The 15418-nt window shown below is 45.6% G+C and carries 14 protein-coding genes; 11 read left to right on the top strand and 3 right to left on the bottom strand.

The genetic code is table 11. The features are described from left to right. Nucleotides 1-63: 63 nt before the first annotated feature. The 8 genes from AAE02nite_RS06070 to AAE02nite_RS06040 all read left to right on the top strand — a co-directional run bounded on the left by AAE02nite_RS06070 (nucleotide 64) and on the right by AAE02nite_RS06040 (nucleotide 7076). A complete protein-coding gene (locus tag AAE02nite_RS06070; protein ID WP_146895977.1) occupies nucleotides 64-381 on the top strand; it encodes a DNA-directed RNA polymerase subunit omega in 318 nt (105 codons plus the stop codon). 8 nt (nucleotides 382-389) lie between these two features. Continuing rightward, nucleotides 390-956 (top strand): flavoprotein, encoded by a 567-nt coding sequence (locus AAE02nite_RS26920; RefSeq protein ID WP_170252529.1) that lies wholly within the window; start codon nucleotides 390-392, stop codon nucleotides 954-956. After that, complete coding sequence (gene coaBC / locus AAE02nite_RS26915; protein WP_170252528.1) at nucleotides 910-1599, top strand: bifunctional phosphopantothenoylcysteine decarboxylase/phosphopantothenate--cysteine ligase CoaBC; 690 nt, start codon at nucleotides 910-912, stop codon at nucleotides 1597-1599. The genes AAE02nite_RS26920 and coaBC overlap by 47 nt, the downstream gene beginning before the upstream one ends. Further along, nucleotides 1592-2497, top strand: a complete 906-nt coding sequence (gene porD, locus AAE02nite_RS06060) for a type IX secretion system protein PorD (RefSeq protein WP_146895975.1) — start codon at nucleotides 1592-1594, stop codon at nucleotides 2495-2497. Before coaBC ends, porD begins: the two co-directional genes overlap by 8 nt. 178 nt (nucleotides 2498-2675) lie before the next feature. Then, complete coding sequence (locus AAE02nite_RS06055) at nucleotides 2676-2903, top strand: hypothetical protein (RefSeq protein WP_146895972.1); 228 nt, start codon at nucleotides 2676-2678, stop codon at nucleotides 2901-2903. Nucleotides 2904-2906: 3 nt separating this feature from the next. Beyond that, nucleotides 2907-4559, top strand: a complete 1653-nt coding sequence (gene recN / locus AAE02nite_RS06050) for a DNA repair protein RecN (protein WP_146895970.1) — start codon at nucleotides 2907-2909, stop codon at nucleotides 4557-4559. A 275-nt stretch (nucleotides 4560-4834) separates the two neighbouring features. Further along, entirely contained in the window at nucleotides 4835-5656 is an 822-nt protein-coding gene (locus AAE02nite_RS06045) for an enoyl-ACP reductase FabI (protein WP_146895968.1), read from the top strand. Between the two features lie 340 nt (nucleotides 5657-5996). Further along, nucleotides 5997-7076, top strand: coding sequence for an alpha/beta hydrolase (locus tag AAE02nite_RS06040; RefSeq protein WP_146895966.1), 1080 nt, complete (start codon nucleotides 5997-5999; stop codon nucleotides 7074-7076). Nucleotides 7077-7131: 55 nt separating this feature from the next. Here the strand turns inward: AAE02nite_RS06040 and AAE02nite_RS06035 are convergent, their stop codons facing one another. After that, nucleotides 7132-8043 (bottom strand): pirin family protein, encoded by a 912-nt coding sequence (locus AAE02nite_RS06035; protein WP_146895964.1) that lies wholly within the window; start codon nucleotides 8041-8043, stop codon nucleotides 7132-7134. 130 nt (nucleotides 8044-8173) lie between these two features. Further along, nucleotides 8174-9214 (bottom strand): LLM class flavin-dependent oxidoreductase, encoded by a 1041-nt coding sequence (locus tag AAE02nite_RS06030; RefSeq protein ID WP_146895961.1) that lies wholly within the window; start codon nucleotides 9212-9214, stop codon nucleotides 8174-8176. A 284-nt stretch (nucleotides 9215-9498) separates the two neighbouring features. Between AAE02nite_RS06030 and AAE02nite_RS06025 the strand changes: the two genes are divergently transcribed. Next, complete coding sequence (locus AAE02nite_RS06025) at nucleotides 9499-10509, top strand: phosphotriesterase family protein (protein ID WP_146895959.1); 1011 nt, start codon at nucleotides 9499-9501, stop codon at nucleotides 10507-10509. 312 nt (nucleotides 10510-10821) lie between these two features. Here AAE02nite_RS06025 and AAE02nite_RS06020 read toward each other — a convergent pair whose 3' ends face one another. Continuing rightward, the gene (locus AAE02nite_RS06020; protein ID WP_146895957.1) at nucleotides 10822-12513 is read right to left on the bottom strand and encodes a potassium channel family protein; all 1692 of its coding nucleotides are present in this window, start codon (nucleotides 12511-12513) and stop codon (nucleotides 10822-10824) included. Between the two features lie 452 nt (nucleotides 12514-12965). Here AAE02nite_RS06020 and AAE02nite_RS06015 point away from each other — a divergent pair, with 452 nt between their 5' ends. Then, nucleotides 12966-13910, top strand: a complete 945-nt coding sequence (locus AAE02nite_RS06015; protein WP_146895955.1) for a manganese catalase family protein — start codon at nucleotides 12966-12968, stop codon at nucleotides 13908-13910. Between the two features lie 316 nt (nucleotides 13911-14226). Continuing rightward, nucleotides 14227-15363 (top strand): aldose epimerase family protein, encoded by a 1137-nt coding sequence (locus AAE02nite_RS06010; protein ID WP_146895953.1) that lies wholly within the window; start codon nucleotides 14227-14229, stop codon nucleotides 15361-15363. The last annotated feature ends 55 nt before the right edge of the window (nucleotides 15364-15418 follow it).

Genomic DNA, 15418 nt, shown 5'->3' with positions numbered 1-15418 from the left:
ATCGCTAACAACTAATTACTAATAACTAAATACTTACAACTTTAAACTTACAACTTAATACATATGGCACAAGTACCTGCATCTATTGTAACCCGTAATATGGCTGATTTTGCCGACGAAACAGGTAACGTTTACGAATCGGTAGCTATTATTTCGAAGCGGGCCAACCAGATTTCGGTTAAAATTAAAGAAGAGCTGAACTCCAAATTAGCCGAGTTTGCTACTACCGTAGATAATTTGGAAGAAGTTTTCGAAAACCGCGAGCAAATCGAAATATCTAAATATTACGAGCGTATGCCTAAGCCTACTAATCTGGCGGTAGAAGAATTTCTGGAAGGAAAAATATTCTACCGGATGCCCGATGAAGAAGAGGCGGAATAAGGTAGCGCATGCTGCGGCAGAAAAGAATTATTCTGGGCGTTTGCGGGAGTATTGCGGCTTATAAAGCCGCGCTATTAACCCGTTTGCTGGTTAAAGCAGAAGCAGAGGTGCAGGTAATCCTGACGGCCTCTGCTTCTGCTTTTATAACCCCTCTAACTTTAAGTACGCTCTCCAAAAAACCAGTTCTGTCGGAGTTTACCAAACAAAATGGTACCGGCGAATGGCACAACCACGTAGAACTAGGCCTGTGGGCCGATGCGCTGGTAATAGCGCCGGTCAGCGCCAATACCCTGGCCAAACTAGCCAATGGCTTTTGCGATAATCTTTTGTCGGCGGTTTATTTATCGGCGCGTTGTCCGGTTTTTCTGGCCCCAGCCATGGATTTGGATATGTATGCGCACCCGGCCGTAACTGCCAACAGGCAAAAGCTAAAATCTTACGGCAACACCTTGCTGGAAGCCGGCTATGGCGAACTAGCCAGCGGCCTGGTAGGACTGGGGCGCATGGCCGAACCCGAAGAAATTATAGATGTACTCCAGCAGCACTTCCGCCTTGCCGACTCCCGCTTCGCTTAAAAACAAAAAGGTACTGCTTACCGCCGGCCCTACGTACGAGCCGATTGATCCGGTCCGTTTTATTGGCAATCATTCTACCGGAAAAATGGGTTATGCCTTAGCCGAGGCTTTTGCCCGCGCCGGCGCGGAGGTAATATTAGTAAGCGGCCCAACTAATCAAAAAACAGAGCACCCGGCTATACAGGTCATACCGGTAACTACCGCCGACCAGATGTACGCCCAGGTAAAACAACATGCCGATACGGCCAATATTCTGGTATTTGCCGCCGCTGTAGCCGATTACAAGCCCAAAACAGTATCGGAAATAAAAGTGAAAAAAAGCGACGAAACACTTACGTTGGAATTGGTGAAGAATGTAGATATTGCCAAAACCATTGGCCAGACCAAAAAGGCGGGCCAATTTACGGTAGGTTTTGCGCTGGAAACTGACAACGAACTGGAAAATGCCCGGGCCAAGTTACAGACTAAGAATCTGGATATGATCGTTCTAAATTCGTTGCAGGATGCCGGGGCGGGTTTTAAACACGATACAAATAAAATCACCATCATTGAAAAAGATAAAATTACTATCTTTGATTTAAAGCCTAAAACCCAGGTAGCGGCTGATATTGTAACTTTTATCTCCGAGAGAATTCATGTATAAATATGTAGTGTGCGGGTTGGTTTTCCTGTTGAGTTGCCTGCAATTGCAAGCCCAGGAACTGCAGTGCGATGTAATTATTAACGCCGACCAGGTACAAATTCAGGACCGGCGGGTGTTTACCGATATGCGCAACGCGGTTTCGAATTTTATGAACAACCAGCGTTGGACGAATGAAACCTACAAACCCGAAGAGCGGATAAAATGCCGCCTGCTGATTACCATTACCCAGGCTCCGCAGATTGGCTCTTACAACGCCATTGCCCAGGTAGTTACCAGCCGGCCGGTTTACGGTACCGGCTACGAAACGCCATTGCTTTCGCTCGTTGACCGGAGCTGGGCTTTCGATTACATCGAGGCGCAGCCGCTGCAATTTTCCGAAAATACATTTACTTCCAACCTTGCCTCGCTGTTGTCGTTTTATGCTTACCTGGTGGTGGGCATGGACCGCGATAGCTTTGTAAGATTAGGCGGCTCGCCGTATTACGACCGGGCTTTGCAAATATTAAATAATGCCGGTACCCAGGCGCCCAATACTACCGGCTGGAAATCGGCGGACGATACCCGCAGCCGTTATTGGATGCTGAACAACCTGCAGGACCCGCAACTCGAAGGTTTTCGGGTGGCGCAATATTTATATTACCGCCAGGGTATGGATATTTTTATTCAGAAACCCGAAGATGCCCGGAAGAATATGGTAGAAGCCATTAAAAATATTCAGCAGGTTTTCCAAATCAGGCCTGGCGCGCCTATTCTGCGTTCTTTCTTCGAAACCAAAGCCGACGAAATTGTTTCGGTATTTAAAGGCGCCAACCCACCCGAAAAGCAGGCCGTTTACGCCATGCTCTCCCAAATAGACCCCACTAATATTACCAAGTACCAAACCATCATCCAACGGTAGATATTATGAATTATGAATTAGAAATTATGAATTATAAATCAGGGTTCAGAAAAGAACAAGCCTAAACAATGTGTAATTTTGAGCGTTGTTAAAAACCTCAAGCTATTTTTATAGTTCTTCTGAAACAGAGCTTAAGATTCATTCATAATTCATAATTTTTAATTCATAATTTAACAGCGTGGGTAAACGGCAGGTAAGAATTTTCCGGAAAGATATTTTGCTGAAAAAAGCCGAACTTGAGGGTAAAACAGGGCACGTAATTATGGCCGATCATGTTGTACACAACGGGCAAATATTGGCAGTTTCCGATAGCCAATTAGAATTGCGCGACCCGCGTTTTAACAAACATATACTGGAAATTGGTACTATCGAGGAGGTAGTATATGATAAAGAAACTGACTACTAGTTCATGCTGATTGATCTGAAAATAAAAAATTATGCCTTAATAGAGCGGCTGGAGATGCAGCCTTCGCCGTTGCTGAATATAATCACCGGTGAAACCGGGGCCGGTAAGTCTATTATGCTGGGGGCTATTGGCTTGCTGCTGGGTAACCGGGCCGATACCAAAATATTATTTAATAACCAGGAGAAATGCGTGATTGAAGGCGTATTTGATATTGCCGAATATAATCTACAGGATTTTTTTGCCGAAGCCGATATTGACTTTGACAGTACCTGTATTTTACGCCGCGAAATAACGCCGGCCGGTAAATCACGCGCTTTTGTAAACGACACGCCCGTTACCCTTGATACTATCAAATCTCTCGGTTCTAAACTAATGGATATTCACTCGCAGCACGATACCTTGCTGCTGGGCGATACCGGTTACCAGTTAAATTTAATTGACTTATACGCAGGCAACACCGCTTTAAAAGAGCAATATGGCGAGGCTTACCGCCGTTACCGCAAGCTAGAAGCCGACCATAAAAAAATGGAAGCCCAACTGGCCCAATCGCAGAAGGAGTTAGATTACAATACCTTTTTACTGAACGAGCTAGCCGAAGCCAAACTGCAACCCGACGAGCAGGAAGAACTGGAAGACCAATTAAAACAACTGGAGCACGCCGAAGAAATAAAACTAAAGCTGAGCCAGGCCACCCAATATATTTCGGAGTCAGAGTTTAATGTGTTGTCAGGGTTAAAAGATGCTACTTACCTGGTAGGGCAACTGATCGAGTACGGCGAGCATTACAAAACCCTGAAAGAGCGGCTGGATAGCTGCGCTATTGAACTGGCCGATATTTCGGGCGAACTGGAAGATGCTGAGCGCAAAACCGAAGCCGACCCGGAAAAAACAGAGCAGGTACAAGACCGGCTGAACGTGCTTTACACGTTACAACGCAAGCACCAGGCCCACACCAACGAAGAATTACTAGCCATACAAGCCGATCTGGAAGAAAAAGTAGGCAGCGTACACAGCCTCGACGAAGGTTTAGCGGGTATAAAAATAGAAATGGAAGGGGCGTTTAAGCAGGTAGAAATACTAGCAACCCAATTATCTGAAAGCCGGCAAGCCGTGTTCCGGAAGTTTGAGTCGGAGTTGCATGGTTTATTAGCCGAGTTGGGAATGCCCAATGCCCGTCTGGTTATTCAGCATAATACCGGTGCGCCTACCGCTACCGGCATTGATGTAATTAGTATATTATTTAGCGCGAACAAGGGCGCGGCACCCCAAACCTTGAGCAAAGCGGCTTCGGGCGGGGAGTTCTCTCGGCTGATGCTGTGCGTTAAATATTTATTAGCCGATAAAACGGCGTTGCCCACGATTATTTTTGATGAAATTGATACAGGTATTTCGGGCGAAGTAGCCGTGAAAGTAGGCCGCATGATGCAGCAAATGGCAAAGAAACACCAGTTGGTAGCCATTTCGCATTTACCCCAAATGGCCGCCCAGGGCGATGCGCATTATTTTGTGTACAAAGACGATCGCGCCGACAGGACCATCAGCCGCATTAAGAAATTATCCGAAGAAGAACGCATCCGCGAAATAGCCCAGATGATTGCCGGTGCCAACCCCAGCGATACCGCTTACCAAAGTGCCCGCGAGTTACTGGCCCTTTAGTGTCGTTATTCGTTGTTTGTTAATCGTTGGTCGAACTGGGATAGTGCAGATGATTTTGTTTTTTAAAGGGAAATATTTATTAATAAACTTGCGCTACTTTCAGAAAACAAAGAATTCAAAAATTAGAATTTAATTATTTGAAATTATAAAGAAATGCACCTGCTTACTTGGTAGGTGCATTTATATTTTTATGTAACCCAAATATGTTTCAAATTTGGGCATAATTGGTAATATTGTGTTTTAAAACCCAAAAGCGAACAACGAATAACGATACTATGGCTTATAACTTATTAAAGGGAAAAAGAGGAATAATATTTGGCGCCCTGGACGAAAAGTCTATCGCCTGGAAAGTGGCCCTACAGGCAAAAGAAGAAGGCGCTGAATTTGTGTTGAGCAATGCCCCTCTAGCCATGCGGATGGGCGAAATAAATAAATTAGCCGAAATATGCAACGCCCAGGTTATTCCGGCCGATGCCACTTCGGTAGAAGATCTGGAAAAGCTGTTTACCCAGGCCCAGGAAATATTAGGCGGCAAAATTGATTTTGTTTTGCATTCCATTGGTATGAGCCCAAATATTCGAAAAGGCAAAGCTTACGGCGAGCTGAACTATGAGTGGTTCCAGAGAACCCTGGACGTATCGGCTTTGTCTTTCCATAAAGTAATGGCCGTAGCCGAAAAGCTGGATGCCATGAACGAGTGGGGTTCTATTGTGGCCTTATCGTATATTGCTGCCCAGCGCGTATTCCCGGATTACACCGATATGGCCCAGGCCAAAGCCATGCTGGAATCGATTGCCCGCAGCTACGGTTACCGCATGGCCAAGCAGAAAAAAGTACGCGTTAATACTATATCGCAATCGCCAACCAAAACCACGGCCGGTACCGGTGTAGGTGGTTTTGATGTTTTCTATGAATATTCCGATAAAATGTCGCCGCTGGGTAACGCGCCAGCCGAAGCCTGCGCCGATTATTGCATTACCTTGTTCTCGGATTTAACCCGTTACGTAACCATGCAAAACCTTTTGCACGACGGCGGTTTCTCCAGCATGGGAATATCCGAAGATGTGGTAAACCTGATGATGGCGAATCAGCAATAATAAACTTAAGATAAAGAGAATAAAACTGTATCACTTATAAATCTAGGGATAGCTCTGATGCTTCCCTTCCTATTTGGCCGCATTAAATTTCTCTTTCTTAAATAAAAAGATTTGTAATGAGCAATGGTGCCATGAATGACTTATTTTTAGTCATACTGGGCACCATTTGCCTTTAACAGCCATTTTGTTTTTTGGAATAGGAATATTTTTTCCCAAGTAGCATTTTTAGGAAAATACGGTAATGTTCCAACTTGCGGCACCAATCTAGTGCAAAAAGTAAGCAGTTCTATTAAAGCAAATTATTCTTAAATTACCGGCCTACACCAAACCTGCATCTGGTATGAAAATATTTTTACGTTCCTTCAAACTGCTATTGTTAGTTGCCTTTATTATTTCATTTATTGCTCTTCCGGGGCTTAGCCAGAATAATAGTAGCCAAAAAGGAAAAGTAGAACGCATCAAGGTGCACGGCAAAGGGCTGGAAAATAATCTGGCTGGCGATTCGCCGGATCGGGAGGTGTCGGTGTATTTGCCGCCCAGTTATACCGCTAGTCCCAAGCGGCGCTACCCGGTGGTGTACCTGCTGCACGGGTTTACCGACAATGATGCCAAACTTTATGGTTTTGAAAAACACTGGATGAACCTGCCGGAAGTGCTGGATAAGGCCTTTGTTACTGCTAAAAAGCCCGAAATAATTTTTGTAACGCCCAATGCTTTTACCCGTTTCCAAGGCAGCATGTATTCCAGTTCGGTTAATACCGGCAATTGGGAAGATTATATCGCCAAGGAGTTGGTTTCGTACATCGATAAAAATTACCGCACCATTCCGCGGGCTGCCAGCCGCGGCTTAGCCGGGCATTCGATGGGTGGTTATGGTGCCTTGCGTATTGGGCAAAAATACCCGGAGGTTTTCTCCAGCCTGTATTTGTTAAGTCCGTGCTGCCTGGAGCCTACCAGCAATGTCCCCCAGGATGCCGCAGCCCAGGCTCGTTTACAAGCCATCCGGACCCAAACTGATTTAGACAAGGCAGATTTCTTTACCAAAGCGACCTTTGCTTCGGCCGCCGCCTGGTCGCCTAACCCATTAAAACCACCTTTTTATATTGACTTACCGTTGGAAAACGGACAGGTGCAACCTTTGGTGCTTGCCAAATGGACGGCTAACCGGCCGCTGGCTACTATTGACCAGCAAATATTTAATATCCGGAAACTGAGTGCCTTGGCTTTTGATGCTGGTTCGCAGGACCGGAGTATTGCTGCCAGCATAAAAGAATTAGACAAAGTGCTAACCAGCTACAATATTAAACACTTTTACGAAGAGTATGACGGCGATCACATCAACCGGGTAGCGGAGCGCATCAGTAACAACCTGCTCGATTTCTTCGGCAAAAACCTGGCATCTGAACAGTCCAAAAAGTAGATATTTGCCGGGAAAAATTTTTTCCGGTTAAATTAGCAAAGCTTAATCTTAAAATTTACGACAGTGGTTCGGGAGCCGGGCCGCCGGCTGGCCGGGAGTTATCCTGAGGCAAGGGTATAAACTGTTCATGGTCATTGGGTGGTAATTTGATACGGCCCGCCTGCCAATCGGCTTTGGCTTGCTCAATTCGCTCCTTCCGCGACGAAACAAAATTCCACCAAATATACCGGTTGCCTAAAGGCTCGCCGCCCAACAGCATCAGGGTTGTAGGTTCCCGGGCTATAATAACGGGGTCGGTACCGGAAGTAAATACCAGGAGTTGGCCAGGTTCGTAAAAGCGGCCACTCATTTCCAGGCTGCCTTTTACTATGTAAATACCTCTTTCGGAATAACCCTGCGGCAAACCAAAATGGGTGCCGGGTTTCAGTACCACGTGCAAGTAAAACAAAGGCGAATGGGTTTTTACCTTATTACCCAAACCAAAAGCATCGCCGGCAATTAAGCGCATCCAAACGCCGGTTTCGGTAAAAATTGGTAACTGTTCCGGTTTGTAATTAGTAAAGGCTGGATTGCTCTCTTCGTCTTTTTCCGGTAAGGCAACCCAGGTCTGAATCATTTCCAGCCCTCCCGCCAAGGCACTCGGATCTTCAAAGCGCTCCGAATGGGCAATGCCACTGCCGGCGGTCATCCAGTTTACTTCGCCGGGCCTAATAATTTGTTCCACACCCAGGCTGTCGCGGTGGGTAACCTGACCGCCAAATAAATAGCTGACCGTAGACAAACCAATGTGCGGATGCGGCAACACATCCAAGGCGGATAGTTGCGCCGGTGATACATTAACCGGGCCAGCGTGGTCCATAAAGATAAAGGGTCCTACCATCCGCCGGAGGCGAAAAGGCAGAATCCGACGTACTTCCAGGCCATTGCCAATGGAAGCTTGCCGCGCTTGAATTAAGATATCGAGCATACAAACTTGGGGTTAATGAAATACCGGTTCAAAATATTAGCGACTAACTTGTTTTAACTAGCGGGTACAACCTGATTTTAAGCCTGGTAAATATTACTCTTGTCAGTTTTAATCTATTCAGGATAAATAATTAAACCCGGTTACCCAATGCTTTCCGAACGGCTGGCGCTACTTGCGTGCCAAATAATTCTATGGAACGCATCACTTGGTGGTGCGGCATGGTTCCTACCGTCATTTGGGCCAAGAACCGCGTATGCCCGAATAATTCGTGCTCATATAAAATTTTATCTATTACTTGTTGAGGACTGCCAACCAGGAGTGAACCCTGCGGGGAGCGCATTTGCTCATAGTGCTCCCTTGTCATGGGTGGCCATCCCCGCTCTTTTCCTAAGCGCGACATGGTATCGGCGTAAGACGGATAAAACTGATCGGCAGCCTCTTGGGAAGTATCGGCAATAAAAGTGTGCGAATTAATACCAACCTGAAGTTTTTGCGGATCTTGCCCCGCTGCCTGGGCTACTTCCCGGTAATATTTTACGTGCGGGGCAAACCGGTCGGGCATGCCGCCAATAATAGCCAGCGCCATGGGTAAACCCAGTTTGGCTGCCCGGGCTATGGATTGAGGCGTACCGCCAATGGCAACCCAAATCGGGATCTTTTCCTGGAACGGACGGGGATATACACCTTGGTCTTGTAAGGCAGGCCGGTGCTTGCCACTCCAAGTAATTTTTTTCTGTTCGTTCAACTTCAGCAGCAACTCCAGTTTTTCCGAAAATAGCTCATCGTATAAACGCAAGTCGTAACCAAACAACGGGAACGATTCTATAAAAGACCCCCGCCCCGCCATAATTTCGGCCCGGCCACCCGAAAGCAAATCTACCGTGGCAAACGTCTGGAACACCCGCACCGGATCATCTGAACTCAGAACGGTAACGGCACTGGAAAGCCGGATATTTTTGGTTCTTTCGGCCGCGGCCGCCAATATAATGGCCGGCGCGGATACAGCGTAATCCGGGCGATGATGCTCACCCACGCCAAAAACATCCAGCCCTACCTGGTCGGCCAGTTGGATTTCTTCCATCAGGTTGCGGAGGCGTTGGTGCGCATTTACCTTTTCTCCGGTAACCGGATCGGGTCCAACTTCCACAAACGTATAGATTCCTAGTTCCATTGTATTTAGTTTATCTTGACTAACTTATTATACCAGTTTAAAAATATTGCAACGGCATTTTATAGAGTGGTTAGGTAGTTTGCTCCTGATATGCTTGATATTTTGATTGGTAAGCTACCAATTGTTTTTTGTTAAACGAGAGAGATTATTATTAGATTTCGAATATATTAATGGCTTGTTGTTTCTACGCTTTCATTAATTATACTTATGCAAAAAGCTCAGCTGGTGACCTAATACAATATTGCCGTTACTAAAGTAGAAAAGAAAAGATAAAATTATTTAACATGCCAACCCTTACCCGCAGAGCCTTTCTACTTGCCAGTTTTGGCGGTTTAATGGCCGGTATTCCTAAACGCCGCGCCACTATCCAAACCATAAATGGCCCCATTTCCGCGCAGCAATTAGGTAAGTCGCTGGTTCACGAGCATTTTCTTGTTGATTTTATTGGAGCTGATAAAATAAGCTTCGACCGGTGGAACCCAGCGGAAGTGGCGGAATTGGTGTTGCCTTATTTAAGCGAAGCAAAAAAAGCCGGGGTAAAAAGCATTTTCGACTGTACGCCTGCTTTTCTGGGCCGCGACATGCGGTTGCTGCAACTTTTGGCTAAGGAAAGCGGTTTGCAAATTATTACCAATACCGGTTATTATGGCGCCCGCGAAAACAAATTTTTGCCACCATGGGCTTTTACCGAAACCGCAGCGCAACTGGCGCAACGCTGGATAAACGAATTCGAAAAAGGCCTTGATAATACTACTGTCCGGCCAGGATTTATTAAAATTGGCGTAGACGCCAATGAAGCCTTAAGCGAAACACACCGTAAACTGGTACAAGCTGCTGCCTTAACGCACCTCGCAACCGGGTTAACTATTTTCTCGCATACCGGCCCGGGCCATACCGCTTTCGAAGAAATAGAAATTTTGCAGGCAGCAGGCGTAAAACCAGATGCTTTTGTTTGGGTACATGCCCAGGGCGAAAAAGACAAAAATTTACATATCCGGGCGGCCAAACAGGGAGCCTGGGTTAGTTTAGACGGCATTGGCTGGGGCGATTTTGATAATTACGCGGATGCTATTGCAGGCCTAAAAGCAGCCGGCTTACTCCAGCGGGTATTAATTTCGCACGATGCTGGCTGGTACAAACCTCAGGAGTCTAATAACAACTTTCAAGGGTACACCAATATTTTTAAAGAGCTGTTCCCAAGGCTAAAGCAAAAGGGCTTTTCAGAAAAGGATTTCGATCAGCTGCTTGTAAAAAATCCGGCCACCGCTATGGCCATTCAGGTACGAAAGCTTTAACGTTAATGATTTTACAATTGCTCTTACGCAAAGGATTATAGTACGACCGTTTAAGTAACTCACTTCTGTCATTCAGGAGGAAACAATTTGGCTATCTGTAACATAAGTTCCTCCTGAATGACAGAAAGTGCGATCAGCAGCCATAAAAAATATAATGGAATCTTCGGTCTAAACTAGAACATCCTTTTACCAACTATCCTGAATAATGGGTATAAAATAGCGGAGCAGCAGGATACGCAATCAATTTCTTTATATGCAGCCGGACTACAACTAACAACTAATCACTAACTACTAATCACTAATCACTTACTTCTACTTCGCACCATAAATGCTGAAAAATTTATTCTCGGCTTCTACGGTGCCAATCAAAATAATTTCGGCTTCGGCCGGAATGACCATATTCGGTTCCGGATTTATTTGCAGCGACTCGCCGTTGCGGATGCCGATTATGGTACAACCCGTTTGTTGGCGGACTGACGACTCGGCAATGGTACGGCCCGCCAATTGCGCCGGTACGGCTACCTTTAACAAGTCGAGGCCTTCGGCTACCATCATAATGTCGCTGCGCTTGAGCAGGTTAAAAATGGTATTGGCTCCCATTGAGGCGTAAGACATTACGAAATCGGCACCGGCCCGGTGCATCGTAGCCAGATTGCGTTCCAGGGTGGAGCGGGTAATAATTTGAATATCCGGACGTAACCGGCGGCAATAAATAGTAAGGTAAACGTTCAGGTCATCGTCGTGGGTGGTAATAATCACGCACGGCGACTCGTCGATGCCGGCTTGTTTTAATATTTCTATTTCGGCCGCATCTCCCAAAATATACCGCGGATCAGCTTTTATTCTTTCGGGCGCTTTTTCAACCAAGCGCCAATCCAGTTTTCTCGTTTCCAAAAACTTGCTGGTAGCCCGCCCAACCCGTCCACCCCCAATAATAATAACCGGGTGATTCATTTTCTTTTCGATGCGGTAGGTTTCGTTATATTTTATTAACTGGGCATCTGAGCCGGCTAACACCAGTACAGTAGTTTGGGTAATGTGGGTATCGGGCTGGGCCGCCTTAAATTTACCCCGCTCCCATACGCCAACCACACTCACGCCAATCTGCTCCCGCAATTTTGTTTCCCGTAGGGTTAGGCCTACCAGCGGCGAACCTGCCACCGAGGCTTCTGCTATTTGCAGCCGGCCAAACCGGCCAATTTCGTGGGAGCAGGCATCGCCGCCGCTGGCCCGCCGCGATAGAAAAACACCCATTATTTCGCCCAGGCGCAAAACGTGGTTACTGCCGGCCAGCATTAGAATATCTTCCGAAGCCTCAAAACTGCAGGTAGAAATAATGGGCACCGTACTGCTGATGCCCCGCACGGTAAAAGCCACGTTGGTATTAATGACATCGGTAGAGGTGGTGGCCACCAGCGCGGCATTGGCTACTCTTACCCGGTTATAAGTTTCCGGGTCGTCTAATTCTCCCAGCATAACTTTTACGCCTAACTCGTGCAGGCGCAGCCCTTCGGCCAGGTCCGGCACCAGCACCACGTAAGCGTAATTAAACCGGTTTAATTTTTTAATCAACGCCTCCGTTACTGAGCCGTAGCGGGTTAACACCACGTGACCGGTTGTGTCGGCGGGAAGTTCGCTGGGCACCCGGGCGTTTTCCTGGGCCTTCATCCAGGGCGAGTAAAAAAAGTTGATGAACGTAAACGGAAATAATATCAGCAGGAACACCATGCCGGATAAAAGTACTACAATCGAAAAAAAGCGACCGGCATCACTCTGGAAAGTTATATCGCCGAACCCCAGCGTAGACATAACAGTGAGGGTCCAGTATAAACCGGTAACCCAGGAAAAAACTTTTCCTTCCCGGAGCATGAGCAGGTGAAATAATACGGTAAAAACTACCACCAACAACAGCAGCACCACCAGAAAATTCAATAAAAGCCTTAGGTTGCGGCGGTCGGGCTTGTTCTGTAGAAAAATAATGAGTTGTGTAGGTAAAAACTTCATAGGTTCATAGGCTACAGTTTTTCCGCCGGAAACGGCAGATTTTAGTATTTATCAGCAGTTTAAGTAAAACAAATATTTATTAGCTACCGGCAAAGATGGACAGTTATGCTAATTAATGCTAGTGAGGAATTAAAAACAATATTACCTATTGTCAATTAGGTTAAGCAGTATTCTTACGGTTTATTATTTAAATTATAATAGGGCTGACTGCAAATTTTAGTTTTCAAACAGTTAAAGTTACGGCCCCGGCCAGTATAATCTTCGGCTTTAAAATATGAATGTACCTGCTGCCATTTGGTAAATATTGCGGTATATAACCCGCTTTGCAATTGAGAACTGCCTAAATAAAGTAATTGATACACAACAGCCTTAATCCAGGATAAGTATTTTCCCGAACAAACCTAATTAGATATCGTTTTGCTAGTTTACGAACTTCAAAAAACTAGAAAGATATGTTTCATCACGTAAAGGAATTACAATTTAATGCCCGGGTATCAAAACCTGACCCTCGGTTTGCCACGTTGTTGTTAGAACAATTTGGAGGAGAAAACGGCGAATTAGCGGCAGCCATGCAATATTTTACCCAAGCCTTTGCAGCCAAACAACCTTATCCGGATAAATATGATATGTTAATGGATATTGCAACCGAAGAGTTTAGTCACCTGGAAATTGTAGGGGCTACGATTCAGATGTTGCTGAAAGGCGTAAATGGCGAATTAAAAGATGCCGCCGATCAATCGGAAATAATGGCTGTAATGAATGGAAAAGCGGCCAAAGAAAACGTAATACACCAGGCCTTATCTAACCCGCAATTTGGGGTGTTAAGTGCCGGCGGGCCCCGCTTAACCAACAGCCAGGGTATTCCGTGGTGTTCGTCTTACACCCACTCCAACGGCGACCTGACCGTAGATTTACGATCGAATATTGCTTCTGAATCGCGGGCCAAGCTGGTATACGAATATTTAATGCAATTTACCGACGACCCATATGTAAAAGAAACACTTTCTTTTTTAATGACCCGGGAAGTAGCGCATTTCGAAATGTTTGAAGCTGCCTTGGCCTCTATTAAGCCTAACTATCCGCCCGGTGTTTTACAAGCCGATCCGCGTTTTACGAATCAATATTTTAATTTATCGCAGGGCGAGAGTGCCCGCGGCCCTTGGAACGAAGGTGAAATGCCGATATCTCCTAAAAGCTGGGATTATATTGCTGACCCAATTGGGCATGTAAAAGAAACCGAAGGTTTGCAAAATCAGGAAGACGGCATTGCAAAAGAAATGAAACTAACCGAGAAACTGAACAAAGAGTTAAGTAAAACCAGGAGCGCCGAAATAACAAGTTCGGAACCCAATGGTGTGGCGCAATGGAGTAACTACAATACAGACAAGAATGAGTAATCAGCGCAGGTTTTTGCTTGTAGTATAAGCTTAAATTGGCTGAATATGTATTAAATACCAGTGAATTATTAAATAAGTTACTGCTGGCCTAAATAAAAGCTGGTAAACAGGTAAGCAACAAAACGGCATCCGACTGTAGATGTCGTTTTGTTTTTATAGCCGGATTGAAAATCTGGTTTGACATACAATTTTGGGTTAGAAATAAGCTTTTGATTAATCTAGAAAACTCAGCAATATTTTAACAGTTAGCAGGCGCATTATAAAATCTTTAATATTAAAGATTAAAATATTAAATTACCTCTGTTAACTGCTGCCTATGAAATTTACAAGCCTCTTTCTATTTTTAATCTGTGCCTTGTTCTTAAACTTAACTTTTCCGCAAAAGGATAAAGCAAAAGCAGGTATCCGGCAAGAATTTTTTGGTAAGCTACCCGATGGCCGTGAAGCGCATCTTTTTACGCTGCGCAATGCCGTGGGCATGGAAGTTAAAATTAGTAATTACGGCGGCTATATTGTGTCGTGGACGGCGCCCGATAAAACCGGCAAACAAGAAAATATTACTTTGGGTGTGCCCACTTTTGCTGATTATTTAAAAGGAACGCCGTCTTTCGGACCCATTATCGGACGCTACGGTAACCGGATTGCTAAAGGTAAACTCGAGCTGGATGGGAAAGAATATTCCTTAGCCGTTAACAGCGGCGGTAATCATATTCATGGCGGCAGGGTAGGGTTCGATAAAAAGTTATGGACGGCCACCCCCATTAACGGCAATGAACCGGCTTTAAAACTGCGCTATACCTCACCGGACGGTGAAGAAGGTTACCCCGGTATGCTGGCCGTGGAGGTGGTGTATACTTTGCAGAAAGACAACGCATTGCGCATCCAATACCAGGCTACTACAAATAAAACAACAGTGGTTAACCTAACCAACCATGCTTATTTTAACCTAACGGGCATGAAACGGGATATTTTAGCACATGAATTAATGATTAAAGGCGATAAATATTTGCCTACCGATGCTAAACAAATTCCGACGGGCGAACTAAAACCGGTAGCCGGAACGCCTTTTGATTTTACCAAGCCAACAGTTATAGGAGCGCGCATCAACGACACTACCGATACGCAAATCAAATATGGTTCCGGCTACGACCATAACTGGGTTTTCTCTGACCAAACAGATAAGTTGAAACTAGGCGCTACCGTTTACGAGCCCCAAAGTGGCCGTTTTCTGGAAGTATACACCACCGAACCAGGCGTACAACTTTATACCGCTAATCATTTAAACGGAAACTTAAAAGGTAAAGAGGGCGTGGCTTTTACCCGCCGCTTTGGGTTGTGCCTCGAAACCCAACATTATCCCGATTCTCCCAATCACCCTAACTTTCCATCCACTACCCTGCGGCCGGATGAAACGTACCAGTCAACAACCGTTTATAAGTTTTCGGTAAGATAAGGGTTTTGACCTAATATTTTGCCATTTATTAGTCGAGCGTAAATAGCAGGAGGGA

It is taken from the genome of Adhaeribacter aerolatus, assembly GCF_007991635.1.
Taxonomy (GTDB): Bacteria; Bacteroidota; Bacteroidia; order Cytophagales; family Hymenobacteraceae; genus Adhaeribacter; species Adhaeribacter aerolatus.
Note: the sequence above shows the minus strand (reverse complement) of the source record. Positions and strands in the feature narration are given on the sequence as shown.

What these genes read in the sequence shown, in the direction of transcription:
- AAE02nite_RS06025 (WP_146895959.1), top strand. Translation starts at nt 9,499, where the DNA reads ATGCCAACCCTTACCCGCAGAGCCTTTCTACTTGCCAGTTTTGGCGGT.
- porD (WP_146895975.1), top strand. Translation starts at nt 1,592, where the DNA reads ATGTATAAATATGTAGTGTGCGGGTTGGTTTTCCTGTTGAGTTGCCTG.
- AAE02nite_RS06040 (WP_146895966.1), top strand. Translation starts at nt 5,997, where the DNA reads ATGAAAATATTTTTACGTTCCTTCAAACTGCTATTGTTAGTTGCCTTT.
- AAE02nite_RS06015 (WP_146895955.1), top strand. Translation starts at nt 12,966, where the DNA reads ATGTTTCATCACGTAAAGGAATTACAATTTAATGCCCGGGTATCAAAA.
- AAE02nite_RS06010 (WP_146895953.1), top strand. Translation starts at nt 14,227, where the DNA reads ATGAAATTTACAAGCCTCTTTCTATTTTTAATCTGTGCCTTGTTCTTA.
- coaBC (WP_170252528.1), top strand. Translation starts at nt 910, where the DNA reads ATGTACTCCAGCAGCACTTCCGCCTTGCCGACTCCCGCTTCGCTTAAA.
- AAE02nite_RS06030 (WP_146895961.1), bottom strand. Translation starts at nt 9,214, where the DNA reads ATGGAACTAGGAATCTATACGTTTGTGGAAGTTGGACCCGATCCGGTT.
- recN (WP_146895970.1), top strand. Translation starts at nt 2,907, where the DNA reads ATGCTGATTGATCTGAAAATAAAAAATTATGCCTTAATAGAGCGGCTG.
- AAE02nite_RS06020 (WP_146895957.1), bottom strand. Translation starts at nt 12,513, where the DNA reads ATGAAGTTTTTACCTACACAACTCATTATTTTTCTACAGAACAAGCCC.
- AAE02nite_RS06045 (WP_146895968.1), top strand. Translation starts at nt 4,835, where the DNA reads ATGGCTTATAACTTATTAAAGGGAAAAAGAGGAATAATATTTGGCGCC.
- AAE02nite_RS06070 (WP_146895977.1), top strand. Translation starts at nt 64, where the DNA reads ATGGCACAAGTACCTGCATCTATTGTAACCCGTAATATGGCTGATTTT.
- AAE02nite_RS06035 (WP_146895964.1), bottom strand. Translation starts at nt 8,043, where the DNA reads ATGCTCGATATCTTAATTCAAGCGCGGCAAGCTTCCATTGGCAATGGC.
- AAE02nite_RS26920 (WP_170252529.1), top strand. Translation starts at nt 390, where the DNA reads ATGCTGCGGCAGAAAAGAATTATTCTGGGCGTTTGCGGGAGTATTGCG.